This window comes from Cellulomonas sp. CW35 (genome assembly GCF_052378485.1).
GTDB classification, from domain to species: domain Bacteria; phylum Actinomycetota; class Actinomycetes; order Actinomycetales; family Cellulomonadaceae; genus Cellulomonas; species Cellulomonas uda.
The window spans coordinates 1116875-1132475 of record NZ_CP199000.1; the positions used below are offsets into that span (position 1 = coordinate 1116875).

Genomic DNA, 15601 nt, shown 5'->3' on the forward strand with positions numbered 1-15601 from the left:
TCAGGCCTCCGGCTGGGGGTGCGAGGACGGGTGGGCGGCGGCGGCCTGCGGCGCGGGCGACGAGAAGACGGGGTGCGCCGTCGACGTGCTCTCGTCGCGCGGTCCGACGACGGGCACGCCCCGCACGGGCGTCGCGGTGTCGTCGGCGTGCGCCCCGCGGGACGTCGTCGTGCGGCCCGCGGCGCGCGCGGCGCCGGACGCCGGCGCGAGGAAAGCGGTGGCGAGCAGCCCGACGGCCGCGGCGAGCAGGACGCTCGTGACGGTCTCGACCGACGTGCTCGCGACCGCCGACGGGTCGGCCGCGTAGACGCGCTCGTACGCGCCCGCCACGGCGGCGACGCCGAGCAGCGGGCTCCAGGCCGGGACCCGGCCGCGCGCGGCGGCGACGACGAACACGCCGATCCCGAGCACGACCAGCGCGGCCACGGCCCGGCCGGCGGCCGAGTCGGGCAGCGCGGCCGCGCGCAGGACGTAGCCGACCCAGGCGAGCAGCGCGCCCGCGACGAAGCCCACGGCGCGCGCCGCGACCGAGCCGTCGGGCACGAGCCCGAGCGCCCCGCCGAGGGCGGCTCCGAGCAGGACCACCGGTGCACCCTCGGCGCCCAGGAGGGACGTGCCGACGACCACCGTCGTGAGGACGGCGAGGACGAGCCCCGCCATGACGTAACGCTTCATCGACCACCTCGTCGTGAGCCAGGGCCCGGAGGTCGCCTTCGTCCTCCGGTCGCGAGGTGTCTACCAGGGGCACGGATACCGTGGCCATCCGGTACTAGGTAAATCCCCGGGGAGTATCAGGTAACCGTTATCGAGCCGTGACCAGGGGTGGGACCGACGGCCCTGGCTGTGGCTTTCAGCGCTGGGTGGCGGGAATCTGTCGCCGCAATGTGGCGGTTGAGCTGGGCCCATGACATCGACGGGGGGCTACGGCCCAGAGGCAGCCATCGGCGGCGCCGTGATCATGTGTGCACCTTGCGGCTGACTGCGCTGCGGCGTTCGCGCGCAGGTACGGCGGATGCTTCAGGCGGTGGGGATGAGGTGACAGACCTGGGCGGGGGTGCACTGGTCAGGGTGCAGAGTCTTTGCCCGCGCGCTGAGCTGGCGCACCTGGGTTAACAGAGTCGTGAGCTCGGCGATCCGCCGCTCAAGATCGTGGGCGTGCTGTTCGAGCACTGCCGCGACGTGTGCGCACGGTGCGCCGGCGCTTTCGCGGGCAGAGACGACGTCGACGATCTCCGCCAGGGTCAGCCCGGCCGCCTGCGCGGCCTTCACGAACGCCAGCCGGTCGACCGCCCGGTGGTCGTACTCCCGGTAGCCCGACGCTTGGCGAGCCGGCGCTGGCAGCACGCCGGCGCTCTCGTAGTAGCGGATCGTCTTGGTCGTCACGCCGGCCGTGGCGGCCAGCTCTCCGATGCGCATGGTCAACCGTAGACCTTGACCTTCCCCCGCACTGGAACGTCTACCGTCCGATGACCTGTCCGCGCGCGCGAGGAGAATGCCATGGACGAGTACGACCTGATCGTCATCGGGACCGGCGGCGCTGCGATGGCCGCGGGCATCGAGGCACGGTCCCGCGGCAACAGCGTCTTGCTCGTCGAGCACGGGCCGCTAGGCGGGACCTGCCTGAACATCGGTTGCGTGCCCAGCAAGAACCTCCTCGCCGCCGCCGGGCAGCGCCACCGTGCGGCCACGCACCCCTTTGAAGGCATCTCCACCAGCGCGGGCCCGGTCGCCTTGGGCGCCCTGATGGAGCAGAAGCAGGCCTTGATCGACCGCCTGCGCCAAGCGAAGTACGCCGACGTCGCCGACGCCCACGGCTTCCCGATCCTGCAGGGCCACGCACGCTTCATCGACCAAGAGACACTGCAGGTCGACGGCCAGGCCCTGCGAGCACGGCACGGGTACGTCGTGGCCACCGGCGTGGCACCACACATCCCGGACCTCCCGGGGTTGGGTGACGTGGCGTACCTGACCTCCACCACCGCGATGGAGCAGCAGGACCTACCCGCATCCATGGTGGTGCTCGGCGCCGGGTATGTCGGGCTCGAGCAGGCCCAGCTGTGGGCGCACCTCGGTGTCGCCGTCACCATCGTCGGACGCTTCGCGCCCCACGCGGAGCCGGAGGTTGCAGACGTGTTGCTCGGCGTGTTTCAGGACGAGGGCATCACCGTGGTGCAGGAGCGCGCGACGGAGGTGCGGGCGACTCACGACGGCGTTGAGGTCCGGACCGGGAGCGAGAGGCGGCTGACGGGCCAGCGGTTGCTCGTGGCGACCGGGCGCTTCGCCGACACGTCCGACCTGGCTCTCAATGCAGCAGGTGTTGCTACTGACAGGCGCGGCTTCGTCGTCGTCGACGAGAACCAGCGGACCACCAACCCACGGGTCTTCGCGGCCGGGGACGTGTCCGGCGTCCCGCAGTACGTCTACGTCGCAGCCCAGACAGGACACGTCGCCGCAGCCGGCGCGCTCGGCCAGCCCTCAGCAGTGGACTATCGAGGGCTGCCCGGCGTCACCTTCACCACGCCCCAGATCGCCAGCGCGGGACTGACGGAGGACCAAGCTCTCGCCGCTGGGCACGCCTGCGAATGCCGCGTCCTAGGAGCGCAAGACATCCCGCGCGCCCTGGTCAACCAGGACACCCGCGGTGTCCTCAAGCTCGTCATCGACGCCGAGAGCCGCAAGATCCTCGGGGTGCACGCTGCCCTGGACGGCGCAGGCGAACTGATGCTCGCAGCGACCTACGCGATCAAGTTCGGCCTCACCGTGGACGACCTCGCCGACACTTGGGCCCCCTACCTAACGATGAGCGAAGCCCTGCGCATCGCCGCCGGCTTGTTCCGCTCAGCGCTGCCCACGAGCTGCTGCGCATAGGCACCCGAGCCGGCGCGTCACGGCTCGTGCGAGCCCGCGCCGACAGTGTCGCCCTTCAGCCTCAGGGCCACCCATAGGCCGCAAGGCCGACAGATGTACGACGCCCCGCCGTCCAACGCATGAAGAGCGCGGCGCGGCTTGCTGCGCCCGCAGCACGAGCACTCCCTCGAGTCCTGGCTCATCACGCGATGCTCCCACTCCCGCACCAGAAGACACAGGGCCAGGCTGGGTCAACGCGTCAGACAGAGTTGAGCCTGTCCCACTTCCTTGGAAGTGGGACGAGCGGTCCAAGACTTGTTCGAGCCGAGGCGGCACGGCTGACGCGCCGTGCCAGAAGTAGGTCCCGAAATCGCGTCCCGTTGGTTCCGTACAGAGACGACCTTCGGTACGTTGGGCGGTGGAGTTGGGCTACGCACGCGTCTCGACGGCGAAGCAGGACCTTGACCGGCAGGTCGAGGCGCTCGTGGCGGCCGGCGTCGCACGGGACAAGATCTTTTTGGACAAGAAGTCCGGCGCGACCACCGACCGGCCGGGCCTCCGGGCGGTGTTGGAGTACGCCCGTGAGGGCGACGTCATCGTCGTGCACACCCTGGACCGCCTGGGGCGCACGGTGCGCGACACCCTCAACCTGATCCACGACCTCACCGACCGCGGCGTCGGGGTCCGCAACCTCGCGGACCCGATCAAGGTCGACTCCGCGAACCCCAGCGACCCGATGGGACAGCTCGCGGTCGTCCTGCTGGCCCTGTTCGCGCAGATGGAACGGACCTACACCGTCGAGCGCGCCGCCCACGCTCGAGCTGTTGCCACAGCCAAGGGCCGGCGGATTGGCCGACCCGTCCTGGTCGACGCTGACAAGCTCGCCTACGCCGCCCACCTGCGTGAGGCCGGCCACTCCATCGCGGAGATCGTCGCCAAGACGGGGATCGCCCGCACCAGCCTGTACCGCCACCTGCCGCCTCGGGCCGTCGAGCACCTCACCGCTGCGCCGGCGACCGAGCAGGCGGCAGCGGAGTCCGCGAGGTAGCAAGGAGACAGCGATGGTCTCGGCTCGGTTGACGGCCCAGCAGAAGGCCTTGCTGCTGTGCCAGCACCTCCAGGACGGAGTGCCGCTGACCCGCCTGGCTGAGCACGCTGGCATCCCGGAGCGCACGCTGCGCCGGTGGGCAACGACCTACCGGGCCGACGGGACCGTCGATTCACTGGAACGTCGACGGCGCAGCGACGCCGGCCAGCGCCGGCTGCCCGACGACCTCATCGCGGCCGTCGAGGCGTTGGCTCTACGCCGGCCCGCCCCGACGACCGCGTTCGTGCACCGCCGGATCGCTGACATGGCGCGCGACCGCGGGCTGGCTCCGCCGAGCTACTCCACGGTGCGCGACATCGTCACCAGCATCGACCCAGGTACGGGTGGCGACACCGCCTATCGGGATCGGTTCGAGCTGGTCTACCGGCGCTCGGCGGCCCGCCCGAACGAACAGTGGCAGGCCGACCACACGCTGCTCGACGTGCAGATCCTCGATGCCCACCGACGCCCGGCACGACCGTGGCTGACGGTAGTGCTGGACGACTACTCGCGTGCCGTCGCCGGCTACACGCTCTTCCTCGGCGCGCCGAGCGCCGAGCGGACGGCCCTCGCGCTGCACCAGGCCGTCATCGCGAAGGGCAACCCTGCCTGGCCGGTCCAAGGCCTACCCGACGTGCTCTACAGCGACCACGGCAGCGACTTCACCAGCAGCCGGCTCGAGCGGGTCTGCCTCGACACCCACGTCAGCCTGATCCACTCCCGGATCGGGGTCCCGCAAGGCCGCGGCAAGATCGAGCGCCTCTTCAGGACCATCACCACCGAGCTGCTGCCGCACCTGCCGGGGTACATCCCGCACGGCACCGGCGGGCAACCCACCACACCGCCGCAGCTCACCCTCGCCGAGCTCGACAGCGCAGTCGAGTGCTTCGTCGTCGAGGAGTATCACAGCCGGCCGCACTCCGAGACCCGGCAGCCGCCCGTGGTCCGCTGGCTCGCCGACGGTTGGATCCCTCGCAGCCCAGCCCACCCGGAGGACCTCGACACGCTCCTGCTCACGGCGGCTACCAGCCGCATCGTCCAACGTGACGGGATCCGCTTCTCCGGCACCCGGTACATCAGCCCGGTGCTCGCCGCCTACGTCGGAGAGAGCGTCTCCATCCGCTACGACCCCCGCGACGCAGCCGAGGTCCGCGTCTACTACTGCGATAAGTACCTGTGCCGGGCGATCGCACCTGAGCTCGCCCGCGAAGCAGTCACGCTGGAGCAGCTGCAGGACGCTCGCGTCGCCAGACGGCGGGCGCTGAAGAAGGAGCTGCGCGAGCGTCGGAGTCTGGCCGACGCCTTGCCCGCGGATCACCACTACGCCGTGGTGCAGCCCGCGGGCTTGCCGGGCGTGGACGGGCAGCGTCCGCCGGCCGAGCCGCCCGTCCCTCGTCACAGGCTGCGGACCTATGCGAACGACTGAACCTGCCCCCGACCGGAGCATCCTCGGCAAGAACGACGACGGCCGGCGCTTCCTGACCAGAGGACTGGGTGAGCTTGTCCCGCCGGCGCCGCGTGAGGAGCAGGTCTCCTTCTTGGTCACGAAGGAGCACCGGCGGTTCGCAGAGTTCGCCGACACCGTGCGACGCCACCGCCACGTCGGGCTGTGCTGGGGGCCGCCCGGGGTTGGCAAGACCCTGTCTGCTCGCCACTACGCCGGCACGGATCACTGGGCGCGTTGGCAGCACACCCTCACCAGCGGCACCGATCCCGGTGCCGTGCCCGAACGCGTCCTGCAGGCGCGGACCGCGTTCTGGACGCCCACGGTCAACGCGAGCACCCGCGAAGTCGACCGGGCCTTGCCCCGCGCGTGCCAGGAGATCTCCTACGCCGTCGACTACCACCAGTACGGCAAGGTCGACCCCTTCGTGCACCCGGCCTCAGCGGGCTCTGCGCTCACCGAGCTGCTCATCATCGACGAAGCCGACCGGCTTAGAACCGTCGGGCTGGAGCAAGTCCGCGACTACTACGACCGACACCGCCTCGGCGTCATCCTGATCGGCATGCCCGGGATCGAGAAGCGCCTGGCCCGTTACCCCCAGCTCTACAGCAGGATCGGCTTCGCCCACGAGTACCGATCACTGGGGCCCGACGAGCTCACCGCCGTCCTCACCCGCCGCTGGCAATCAGATAAGCACCCGGACGAAGACGACTTGGCTCAGGCCGCCGCCATCACCACGGTCGCCCGCGTCACCGGCGGCAACTTCCGCCTCGTCGACCGACTCCTCACTCAGATTGAACGCATCCGCCAGATCAACCACCTCCCGACGGTGACACCGGAGGTCGTCGAAGCGGCCCGCGAGGCCCTCCTCATCGGGCACTGAGCGAAGGTGCCCGGACACAGAGCACAGGTGATCTACGGCCACATATCCCTGTGGGCCACAGCCCTGGCGCCGCCGTCCCCGCCGGTCGCGCCCGTCAGAGGTAGCGCGTCGGGTCGAACTCGTCGAGCGGGATGATCCGGACACGCGGCAGCTGCACGTTGAACGCGTTGACGTCGTGCTCGAGGTCGAACGTCTGCAGCCCCTGGCCGATCAGGCCCGACAGCGCGGTGGAGGTGAACTCGCGGAACGCGATGAGCCCGGTCCGGCGCGCGGGGTCCTCGACGAGCGTGGCGAGCTCACCCGCGAAGTCGCCGTCGTGGCTCACCAGCATGACGTCGCCCGAGCGGCCGGCGATCGCCTCGAGCGTGCGCTTGATGCCGATGTCGACGACCTTCTCGTGCGACTCGCCCGACAGCGGGATCGGCTGGAACCCGATGGCGAGGAGCGCCTGCACGAAGCTCATGGGCAACGAGCCGCTCGAGGCGTTGAGGAAGAACAGCCCCTTGACGTCCTGGCCCCACTCCTTCTGCGCGAACGCGAGCACCCGCTCCCAGCGCGGCCGCTGGTCCGGGGCCGGGCGCGCCTGCAGGATCGCGGTCCCCAGCGTCGCGTCGATGTTCTCCCCGTCGACGACGACGTACGTGGTGCCGGACGTGCCCGGGTCGCTCGCTGTGCTCATCGCCCCAGGCTAGACGCACTGGCGGGGCGCCGGGCCGTCGTGACCCGAGGGAACGGGAGTGGGGGTCGCGACGGCCCGGCGCGCGGGCGCGGGCGAGGGGATCGACCGGCCGCGACGGCCGCCGCGGGGAGCGCCGGGTCGGACGCGCCGCGCCGGTCGCGACGGCACCGCCGGGGCGTGCCAGAGTGGGCGCAGCCGGTGGTGCCGGGCGACGGCGCGGGCGGACCCCGTGCCCTCGTGCGCGGGACGGCCCTGCCGCGTCCAGCGTGGCGTGGGCGTGCCGCACGCCACGAGGGCTCCAACCGATTAGGTTGCCCCGAGGTGTCGACGACCGTCGAGGAGGATGCGCGCATGACGACGAGCGCGCGCCGTGCCACCCCGCGCGAGGCCGCGCAGGCCTGGGAGTCGCTGTTCCGGACGCAGGTCGCGCTCATGCGCCGGTTCGCGGCCGAGGACGTGTGGGGCGACCTGTCGGTGCGGGAGTACGACGTGCTGTTCACCCTGTCGGGCTGCGAGGGTCGCGCCGCGCGCCTGCGCGAGCTCGGTGCGCAGAGCCTGCTGTCCCAGCCGAGCCTGTCCCGCATGGTCGAGCGGCTCGAGCACCAGGGCCTCGTGCGCCGATCGCCCGCGCCCGACGACGGTCGCGGCGTCGTCGTCACGCTGACCGAGGAGGGCGTGCGGGTGCAGCGCGAGATCGGGCGGCGGCACGTCGACCAGATCCACCGGCTCGTCGGGGGCGCGCTCGACGCCGAGGAGCTCGCGACGCTGCGTCGCCTCACCGACCGGCTCCGGGAGCGCCAGGCCACCATCAGGTGAGCAGCCTCACGCCCTCGCGCACGTCCCGGGGCCGTGCCCGGGCACGTCTCGGGACTCAGGGCCCACCCGCCGCGCGCCTCCTCGTCGGACGATGGACGGGCCAGCACGCAGGAGGAACGGACCAGGAGGTGCGCATGCGGGTGCTCGTCGCGGTGGCGTCCCGGCACGGCGGGACGTGGGGGATCGGTGAACGCGTGGCCGAGGTGCTGCGCGCCCGGGGCCACGCGGTCGAGCTCCGGGAGCCCGAGGACGTCGTCGACGCCCAGGGCTACGACGCGCTCGTCCTGGGGTCCGCGGTCTACACGGGGCACTGGCTGCCCGCGGCGCGCGCGTTCGCCGAGCGCGTCGAGGCGGGCGGGGTGCCGCCGCTCGTCTGGTTGTTCTCGTCCGGGCTCGCCACGCAGCCCGCGGCGGCGGCGAATTCGCCGCACGAGCTCTCCGCGCTCGGCGCCGCGCTGCACGCACGCGGGCACCGCAGCTTCCGCGGGCGGCTCGACATGGCCGCGCTCTCGTTCGCGGAGCGCGCGATCATCGCCGGTGCGCGGGCGCGCGCCGGCGACCACCGCAACCTCGAGCTCGTCGCCGAGTGGGCGAACGGGCTCGCGGACGCGATGGCGCTGCAGCCGGCGCACTAGCGGCCCGACGACCGCCGCCGCCCCCGACCGTCCAGCGGCCCGGGGGCGGCGTGCTGCCCGGGCCGTCGGCCCGGCGATGCTGACACGGTGTCGGGTCGATCTCACTGCCCCCGTCACACCCTTCGACGGGGCGCTCGGGCGGCGCGGTGCGATGATCGACGGGTGCCTCACGACGAGTCCATCCTGAGCCCGGCAGCGCCCTACGACGCCCTCCTGCTCGCCTCGTTCGGCGGCCCGGACGGCCCCGACGACGTGCTGCCGTTCCTGCGCAACGTGACCGCGGGCAAGGGCATCCCCGACGAGCGCCTGGCCGAGGTCGCCGAGCACTACCACCACTTCGGCGGCGCGAGCCCGATCAACGGCCAGAACCTCGCGCTGCAGCGCGCGCTGGTCGACGAGCTCACGCGGCGTGGCATCGACCTGCCGGTCCTGTGGGGCAACCGCAACTGGACGCCCTACACCAAGGACGCGCTCGCGGCCGCGCACGCCGACGGCCACCGTCGCATCCTCGCGCTCGTGACGAGCGCGTACTCGTCGTACTCGGGCTGCCGCCAGTACCGCGAGGACTTCTGGACGGCGCTCGACGAGCTCGAGGACGAGCTCGGCTTCGACGACGAGGAGCCGCTGCGGCTCGACAAGCTGCGCTCGTACTTCAACCACCCGGGCTTCGTCGAGGCGAACACCGACGCGGTCGCCGAGGCGCTCGGCAAGGTGCCCGAGGACGCGCGCGTCGTGTTCGTGACGCACTCGATCCCCGACACCATGGAGGAGGCGTCCGCCGTGAGCGGCGCGACCTACTCCGCGCAGCACCTCGACGTCGCCGCGAGCGTCGCCGCCGCCGTGGGCGAGCGGCTGGGCCGCACGCTCGAGTGGGACCTCGCGTACTGCTCCCGGTCCGGCCCGCCGAGCCAGCCGTGGCTCGAGCCCGACGTCAACGACCTGCTCACCGCGCTGGCCGGGCAGGGCGTGCAGTCCGTCGTCCTGGCGCCGATCGGCTTCATCTCCGACCACATGGAGGTTGTGTACGACCTCGACACCGAGGCGCTGGAGACCGCCGACTCGCTCGGGCTCACGGCCGTGCGGGCGGACACCGTCGGCACGCGCGAGCCGTTCGTGCGCGGCCTGGTCGACCTGATCCTCGAGCGCGCCGCCGCCGAGCGTGCCCTGGCCGCGGGCGAGACGCCGCTGCCCGGCGCCGCCGTGGGCACGTTGCCCGCCTGGCACGGCGTCTGCCCGCCCGGGTGCTGCCGCCGGCAGGCCGGCGTGGACTCGGGCCGCCCCGCCGCGTGCGCGGTCGACCCGCTGCGCTGAGGTCCACCCGGCGCACGGCCCCCGGGCCGGCGTCGTCCGACTGCCGAGCGCGTCCCCGCCGGGACGCTCGTCGCCCCACGAAAGGAACGCCGCGTGACCGACGTCGACCACGAGGTCCTCAACGCCACCGTCCGCTACACGATGTGGTCCGTCTTCGCGCTCGAGGAGGTGCTGCCCGCCGACGCCGACGAGCGTGCCGCGCTGATCGCGGACGCGCAGGCCGCCGTCGGCGAGGACGCCGCGCTCGTCGTGCGCGGCTGGTACGACGTGGCCGGCCTGCGGGCCGACGCCGACCTCATGGTCTGGTGGCACGCCGAGACCGTCGAGCAGGTGCAGGGCGCGTACCAGCGCCTGCGCGCGAGCGACCTCGGCCGCCACCTGCTGCCCGTCTGGTCGGTCGTGGGCCTGCACCGGGCCGCCGAGTTCAACCGCAGCCACGTCCCCGCGTTCCTCGCGGGTGAGGAGCCCGGCGCGTACCTGTGCGTCTACCCGTTCGTGCGGTCCTACGACTGGTACGTCCTGCCCGAGGACGACCGCCGGCGCATGCTCGTCGAGCACGGCCAGGCGGCACGCGACTACGCCGACGTGCGCGCCAACACGGTCTCGGCGTTCGCGCTCGGCGACTACGAGTGGCTGCTGGCGTTCGAGGCGCCCGAGCTGCACCGCATCGTCGACCTCATGCGGGAGCTGCGCAACACCGAGGCGCGCCTGCACGTCCGCGAGGAGGTGCCGTTCTACACCGGCCCGCGCACGACCCTGGAGGCGTGGGCGGAGCGTCAGCCGCGCGGCTGACCGCGGGACCGGCGGCATCGGCGCGATCGGCGTCTCGTCCGGCGTCTCGTCCGGCGCCTCGTCCAGCGCCGGCGAGGCGCCGGTGCCATGATCGACGCATGCTGCGACTCGTCGGCCGGTGGCGTGTGGACGTCCGCACGGCCACCCCACCACCTGCCGACGACGCGACCTCGTCGGAACCTCCACGCACCGCGTCGCTCACGTTCGAGGGCGACGGGCAGGTCTTCGGGACCGGTGGGGTCAACCGGCTGCGGGGGACGTGGTCCGTCGACGGGGACACGCTCACGTTCGGACCCGTCGCGTCGACGCTCATGGCCGGGCCCACCGCCGCGATGCACCAGGAGGCCGAGCTGCTGCGCCTGCTGCACGAGCCGCTCGAGCTGCGGGCACCCGACGGGAGCCCGGTCACGGTGCTCGAGCCTCTCGCGGCGCCGGCCGGTCCCACCGACGACGGCGCGGCGGCCCGGGTCGAGCTCGTCGCCGCCACGGGGGAGCGGCTGACGCTCACGCGCGAGGACTGACGCCCGGGCCAGGGGCCGCAGGGGTAGAGGCCGCAGGGGTAGAGGCCTCAGGGGTAGAGGCCTCAGGGGTAGAGGCCGCGGATCTGGTGCGCCTCTGCGACCCGCTGGACCCCGATCGTGAGCGCCGCGTCGCGCAGCGAGAGGGACTGCTCGCGCGCCGTGCGGGAGACCGCGTCGTACGCGGTCCGCATGCGCAGCGCGAGCCGGTCGGCGATCTCCTCGGCGGTCCACCAGTACGCCTGGTTCGCCTGCACCCACTCGAAGTACGAGACGACGACGCCGCCCGCGTTCGCCAGGATGTCCGGCACGACGACGATGCCCCGGTCCGCGAGCACGCGGTCACCCTCGGGCGTCGTCGGCCCGTTGGCGCCCTCGACGACCCAGCGGGCCTTGACCCCCGCCGCCGTGGTCTCGTCGAGCACGCCCTCGACCGCCGCGGGGACCAGCAGGTCCACGTCCAGGGCGAGGAGCTCGGCGTTCGACACCGGTGTCCCGCCCGGGAAGTCCGCGACCCGGCCGCCCTGCGCCCGGTGCGCCAGCAGCGCGGGCACGTCCAGCCCGCCGTCCGCCCGCGTGCCGCCGTCCACGTCGGTCACGGCGACGACGCGCGCCCCGCCCTCGTGGAGCCAGCGCACGGCGTGCGAGCCGACCTTCCCGAAGCCCTGCACCGCCGCGGTGACCTCGGACAACGTCACCCCGTCCTCCGCGAGGGCGGCCTCGGCCGCGTGCACCACGCCCCGGCCCGTCGCGGTCGCACGCCCGAGCGAACCGCCCACCGCGAACGGCTTGCCGGTCGTCACACCCGGGATCGTGTAGCCGAGGTTGACCGAGTAGGTGTCCATGACCCACGCCATGGTCTGCTCGTCGGTGCCGATGTCGGACGCCATGATGTCCCGCTCAGGCCCGATGATCGGCATGATCTCCGAGGTGTACCGACGCGTGACGCGCTCGAGCTCCGCGCTCGAGTACTGCGACGGCTCGATCGTCACCCCGCCCTTGGCGCCGCCGTACGGGACGTCGACGACCGCGCACTTCCACGTCATCCACATGGCCAGCGCCCGCACCTCGTCGATGTCGACCGACGCCGCGTAGCGCAGCCCGCCCTTGCCCGGACCCCGCGAGATGTTGTGCTGCACGCGGTAGCCGTGGAACATCACGATCTCGCCCGTGTCGCGGCGCAGCGGGACCGCCACGTTCATCTCCCGACGTGGGGTCGCGAGCATCTCGTGCAGACCCGGGGAGTACCCGAGGATCTCGACGGCGGACGCGAGCTGGGCCTGGGCGGTGGTCAACGGTGACGTCACGCCCGACACTCTGCCATCCGGCCCGGGCCTCGTCCTGGTGGCCCGTCGTCCCGGCTGGTCCTGACGGCTCGTCCTGACGGCTCGTCCTGCGGCCCGTGCCCGCGCCGCGGCGGGACGTCAGGCGGAGGCGCGGACGATCAGCTCGGGGGCGAAGATCAGCGGGTCGCGGGTCAGGCTCTCGCCGTGGAGCTGGGCGAGGAGCCGCTGCCCGGCGGCGCGCGCCATCGACACGACGGGTTGCACCACGGTCGTCAGGGGAGGCGTCGTCGACGCAGCGACACCGATGTTGTCGTAGCCGACGACCTTGATGTCCCCGGGCACGTCCTTGCCGAGCTCGGCGAACGCGGCGAGCGCGCCGGCGGCCATGAGATCGGACGCGATGAACACGCCGTCCACGTCGGGGAACCGCTCGACGAGCTCGCGGGCCAGGCGCGCACCCGACGCGAGCGTGAAGTCGCCGTGCAGCACCGCGTCGTCGGGCAGACCCGCCGCGCGCACCGCGGTGCGCCACCCGGCGAGGCGGTCGACGCCCGCGGACATGTCCTCGGGGCCGGCGATCGTCGCGATGCGGCGCGTCCCGTGCTCGATGAGGTGGCGGGCGGCGAGCTCACCACCGGCGACGTTGTCGGTGTCGACGTAGTGCACGTCGTCCGGGTCGACCGACAGGGGGCGGCCGACGAAGACGTTGGGCACACGCGACGAGAGCAGCACGCGGTCGAGGTCGTCGGTGCGGTGGTGCGACACGACGATCGCGCCGTCGACGTGACCGTTGCGCAGGTAACGGACCGTGCGCTCGCTCTCGCCGGGGCGGGCGATCACGAGGACCACCTGGATGTCGGAGTCGGCGAGCGCGGCGCTCAGCCCGTTGAGGGTGCCGGCGAAGAACGGGTCCGACAGGACACGCTCGTCGGGCTCGGGTACCACGAGCGCGATGGAGTCGGTGCGCTTCGTGACGAGGGAGCGGGCGGCGCGGTTGGGCGTGTAGCCCAGCTCGGCCACCGCGGCCTCGACGGCGGCGAGCGCGTCGGGCGAGACGCGCAGCCCGCCGTTGATCGCCCGCGACGCGGTCGACCGGGACACACCCGCTCGCTCGGCGACCTGCTCGAGCGTCGGAGCGGTGGGTCGGTCGTCGCCGGCGAGGGCGAGGGGAGAGTTCTCGACCACCATCGGTCAGTTCCCTTTCGTGTGCCAGGCAGTCGTCCGGATCCCGGGGCCTGGTGCCTGGCGGCCCGGCGGACCACCGGGTCGGGCCGGCGACACCGCCGGCCCGACCCTGGAGGATCAGCCCTTGACTGCTCCGGCCATGATGCCCGCCACCAGCTGGCGGCCGGCGAAGGCGAACAGGACGAGCAGCGGGAGCGTCATGAGGAACACCCCCGCCATGATCAGCGAGTAGTCGACGAAGTAGTTCTGCTGCAGCAGCCGGATGGCGAGCGGCAGCGTCGGGTTCTGGTTGTTGAGCACGATCGACGGCCAGAAGAAGTTGACCCACTGGGCGACGAACGTGAACAGCGCGAGCATCGCCGCTGCCGGCCGCGCGGCCGGCAGGGCGATGGACCAGAACGTGCGGAACATCGACGCGCCGTCGACACGGGCGGCCTCGATGAGCTCGTAGGGCAGAGCCTCCTCGAGGTACTGCGTCATCCAGAACACGCCGAACGCGCCGACCAGGGCGGGGACGATGATGGCCTGGAGGTGCCCGATCCAGCCGAGCTTCGTCATGATGATGTACATCGGGACGACGCCGAGCTGCGTCGGGATGGCCATCGTCGCGATCACGAAGACGAGCAGCCCGCGGCGACCGGGGAAGCGCAGCTTCGCGAACGCGAACCCGGCGAGTGTCGAGAACAGCACCGTGGACGCCGAGACGACGACCGCGATGACGACCGAGTTCCACACCGCCTTCCAGAAGCTGAAGGCGTCGGCGTCGATGACCCGCTTGAAGTTGTCGAACAGGCTCGCGTCCGGGAAGACCTGCGGCAGAGCCTTCTGCGCGATCGCGACCGGGTCGGAGGACCCGATGACGAGCGTGTAGTAGATCGGGAGGATGCCGATGAGGACGACGATCCCGAGCAGGACGTAGTTCACGAAGTGCGGGCGGCGGTCGTACCCACCGACCTTGCGGTTCGTCCGGCGCGCGGCGGCGCGTGCGGCACCCCGGCCGGCACTCTGCTCGATGGCGGGGATGGAGTTCATGCCGACGTCCTGTTCGAGTCGTAGCGCTTGGACTGCCGCTTCACCTTCTTGCCCGGCCCGGAGGACGAGCCGCTGGCGATCCGCTGCGTCAGCGCGAAGTTGACGAGACCGATCACGAGGATGAGCAGGAAGAGCAGCCAGGCGATCGCGGCCGCGCGGCCGAGGTTGTACTGGCCGCTCCAGCCCGTGTTGTAGAGGTACAGGGTGGTGGTGAGCCACTGACGCGAGGCGCCGCCGGCGCCGCTGCTGTCGAAGACGCGCGGCTCGTCGAAGATCTGCAGGCCACCGATCGTCGAGGTGATCACGACGAAGAGGACGGTCGCGCGGATCTGGGGGATCGTGACGGAGAAGAAGCTCCGCACGCGTCCGGCGCCGTCGATGATCGCGGCCTCGTAGAGCTCACGCGGGACGGCCTGCATGGCGGCCAGGAAGATCAGCGCGTTGTAGCCGGTCCAGCGGAAGTTCACCATCGTCGCGATGGCGATGTGGCTTGCGAGCGGGTCGACGTGCCACCGGACGGGGTCCATCCCGAAGGCGCCGAGCCACGCGTTGATGAGGCCGGACTGGTCGGCGAAGAGACGGCCGAAGATGAGGCCGACGGCGACGGGGGCGACCACGTAGGGGAGGAGGACGCCCATGCGCCAGAAGGTCTTCGCGCGCAGGTTCTGGTCGAGGAACGCGGCGATGAGGATCGCGGCGATGACCTGGGGGACGGCCGAGATCACGAAGATCGACAGCGTGTTGCGCAGGGAGAGCCAGAAGTCCTTCTGCTTGAACACGTCGACGTAGTTGTCGAAGCCGACGAAGTCGCCCTGGCCCTGCAGCAGCTGCCACTTGTGCACCGAGACGTAGCCGGTGTACAGGATCGGGAACAGACCGGTGACGAAGAACAGGATGAAGAACGGCGAGATGTACAGGTAGGGCGAGACCTTGACGTCCCAGCGGCTCAGCGTCTGGGAGAAGCCCACGCGGCGCGGCTGCCGCGGTGCGGGCGCGAGATCGCTCTCGGGCTCGACGGGTGACTGGACGGACATGACCACCTCATGACGGCGTGAGTGGACACGGCGCCCGGCGGATGCCCCGCTC

16 protein-coding genes are annotated in these 15601 nt (G+C 72.0%); 9 read left to right on the top strand and 7 right to left on the bottom strand.

All coding sequences use genetic code 11. The annotated features are described in order from the left end of the window. Both ACT17Q_RS05255 and ACT17Q_RS05260 read right to left on the bottom strand, forming a co-directional pair. Complete coding sequence (locus ACT17Q_RS05255) at positions 1-675, bottom strand: hypothetical protein (protein WP_444665028.1); 675 nt, start codon at positions 673-675, stop codon at positions 1-3. Positions 676-1017: 342 nt separating this feature from the next. After that, the gene (locus tag ACT17Q_RS05260) at positions 1018-1416 is read right to left on the bottom strand and encodes a heavy metal-responsive transcriptional regulator (protein WP_013884816.1); all 399 of its coding nucleotides are present in this window, start codon (positions 1414-1416) and stop codon (positions 1018-1020) included. 81 nt (positions 1417-1497) lie between these two features. Between ACT17Q_RS05260 and merA the strand changes: the two genes are divergently transcribed. The 4 genes from merA (at position 1498) to ACT17Q_RS05280 (ending at position 6261) form a co-directional block, all read left to right on the top strand. Then, a complete protein-coding gene (merA, locus tag ACT17Q_RS05265) occupies positions 1498-2868 on the top strand; it encodes a mercury(II) reductase (RefSeq protein ID WP_034228832.1) in 1371 nt (456 codons plus the stop codon). Between the two features lie 397 nt (positions 2869-3265). Then, complete coding sequence (locus tag ACT17Q_RS05270; RefSeq protein WP_146840845.1) at positions 3266-3895, top strand: recombinase family protein; 630 nt, start codon at positions 3266-3268, stop codon at positions 3893-3895. Between the two features lie 13 nt (positions 3896-3908). Continuing rightward, positions 3909-5360, top strand: coding sequence for a Mu transposase C-terminal domain-containing protein (locus ACT17Q_RS05275; protein ID WP_444665029.1), 1452 nt, complete (start codon positions 3909-3911; stop codon positions 5358-5360). Then, positions 5347-6261, top strand: a complete 915-nt coding sequence (locus ACT17Q_RS05280) for an AAA family ATPase (protein WP_444665030.1) — start codon at positions 5347-5349, stop codon at positions 6259-6261. The genes ACT17Q_RS05275 and ACT17Q_RS05280 overlap by 14 nt, the downstream gene beginning before the upstream one ends. Before the next feature lie 94 nt (positions 6262-6355). Here the strand turns inward: ACT17Q_RS05280 and ACT17Q_RS05285 are convergent, their stop codons facing one another. Beyond that, positions 6356-6940, bottom strand: coding sequence for an NYN domain-containing protein (locus tag ACT17Q_RS05285; protein ID WP_094180549.1), 585 nt, complete (start codon positions 6938-6940; stop codon positions 6356-6358). Between the two features lie 351 nt (positions 6941-7291). Between ACT17Q_RS05285 and ACT17Q_RS05290 the strand changes: the two genes are divergently transcribed. From ACT17Q_RS05290 to ACT17Q_RS05310, 5 genes are all read left to right on the top strand, one after another. Next, entirely contained in the window at positions 7292-7756 is a 465-nt protein-coding gene (locus ACT17Q_RS05290; RefSeq protein WP_094182261.1) for a MarR family winged helix-turn-helix transcriptional regulator, read from the top strand. Between the two features lie 134 nt (positions 7757-7890). Then, a complete protein-coding gene (locus ACT17Q_RS05295) occupies positions 7891-8391 on the top strand; it encodes a flavodoxin domain-containing protein (RefSeq protein ID WP_094180548.1) in 501 nt (166 codons plus the stop codon). A gap of 162 nt (positions 8392-8553) precedes the next feature. Beyond that, positions 8554-9702: a ferrochelatase gene (locus tag ACT17Q_RS05300; protein WP_094180547.1), complete on the top strand. Its 1149-nt coding sequence runs from the start codon at positions 8554-8556 to the stop codon at positions 9700-9702. Between the two features lie 141 nt (positions 9703-9843). Beyond that, the gene (hemQ, locus tag ACT17Q_RS05305) at positions 9844-10494 is read left to right on the top strand and encodes a hydrogen peroxide-dependent heme synthase (protein ID WP_094182260.1); all 651 of its coding nucleotides are present in this window, start codon (positions 9844-9846) and stop codon (positions 10492-10494) included. 98 nt (positions 10495-10592) lie between these two features. Then, complete coding sequence (locus ACT17Q_RS05310; RefSeq protein WP_094180546.1) at positions 10593-11015, top strand: META domain-containing protein; 423 nt, start codon at positions 10593-10595, stop codon at positions 11013-11015. Between the two features lie 62 nt (positions 11016-11077). Here the strand turns inward: ACT17Q_RS05310 and ACT17Q_RS05315 are convergent, their stop codons facing one another. The 4 genes from ACT17Q_RS05315 to ACT17Q_RS05330 form a co-directional block, all read right to left on the bottom strand. Then, positions 11078-12328: a Glu/Leu/Phe/Val family dehydrogenase gene (locus tag ACT17Q_RS05315; protein ID WP_094180545.1), complete on the bottom strand. Its 1251-nt coding sequence runs from the start codon at positions 12326-12328 to the stop codon at positions 11078-11080. A gap of 108 nt (positions 12329-12436) precedes the next feature. After that, complete coding sequence (locus ACT17Q_RS05320; RefSeq protein ID WP_094180544.1) at positions 12437-13486, bottom strand: LacI family DNA-binding transcriptional regulator; 1050 nt, start codon at positions 13484-13486, stop codon at positions 12437-12439. 114 nt (positions 13487-13600) lie between these two features. Continuing rightward, on the bottom strand, positions 13601-14515 hold the full coding sequence (locus tag ACT17Q_RS05325) for a carbohydrate ABC transporter permease (protein WP_444665031.1): 915 nt from the start codon (positions 14513-14515) through the stop codon (positions 13601-13603). Further along, positions 14512-15549 (bottom strand): carbohydrate ABC transporter permease, encoded by a 1038-nt coding sequence (locus ACT17Q_RS05330; protein ID WP_094182259.1) that lies wholly within the window; start codon positions 15547-15549, stop codon positions 14512-14514. The genes ACT17Q_RS05325 and ACT17Q_RS05330 overlap by 4 nt, the downstream gene beginning before the upstream one ends. Positions 15550-15601 lie beyond the last annotated feature (52 nt).

Bases quoted from the DNA above. Each gene is read 5' to 3' on its own strand.
- merA (WP_034228832.1), top strand. From the start codon at position 1,498: ATGGACGAGTACGACCTGATCGTCATCGGGACCGGCGGCGCTGCGATG.
- ACT17Q_RS05285 (WP_094180549.1), bottom strand. From the start codon at position 6,940: ATGAGCACAGCGAGCGACCCGGGCACGTCCGGCACCACGTACGTCGTC.
- ACT17Q_RS05260 (WP_013884816.1), bottom strand. From the start codon at position 1,416: ATGCGCATCGGAGAGCTGGCCGCCACGGCCGGCGTGACGACCAAGACG.
- ACT17Q_RS05325 (WP_444665031.1), bottom strand. From the start codon at position 14,515: ATGAACTCCATCCCCGCCATCGAGCAGAGTGCCGGCCGGGGTGCCGCA.
- ACT17Q_RS05310 (WP_094180546.1), top strand. From the start codon at position 10,593: ATGCTGCGACTCGTCGGCCGGTGGCGTGTGGACGTCCGCACGGCCACC.
- ACT17Q_RS05295 (WP_094180548.1), top strand. From the start codon at position 7,891: ATGCGGGTGCTCGTCGCGGTGGCGTCCCGGCACGGCGGGACGTGGGGG.
- ACT17Q_RS05320 (WP_094180544.1), bottom strand. From the start codon at position 13,486: ATGGTGGTCGAGAACTCTCCCCTCGCCCTCGCCGGCGACGACCGACCC.
- ACT17Q_RS05280 (WP_444665030.1), top strand. From the start codon at position 5,347: ATGCGAACGACTGAACCTGCCCCCGACCGGAGCATCCTCGGCAAGAAC.
- ACT17Q_RS05290 (WP_094182261.1), top strand. From the start codon at position 7,292: ATGACGACGAGCGCGCGCCGTGCCACCCCGCGCGAGGCCGCGCAGGCC.
- ACT17Q_RS05255 (WP_444665028.1), bottom strand. From the start codon at position 675: ATGAAGCGTTACGTCATGGCGGGGCTCGTCCTCGCCGTCCTCACGACG.
- ACT17Q_RS05275 (WP_444665029.1), top strand. From the start codon at position 3,909: ATGGTCTCGGCTCGGTTGACGGCCCAGCAGAAGGCCTTGCTGCTGTGC.
- ACT17Q_RS05330 (WP_094182259.1), bottom strand. From the start codon at position 15,549: ATGTCCGTCCAGTCACCCGTCGAGCCCGAGAGCGATCTCGCGCCCGCA.
- hemQ (WP_094182260.1), top strand. From the start codon at position 9,844: ATGTGGTCCGTCTTCGCGCTCGAGGAGGTGCTGCCCGCCGACGCCGAC.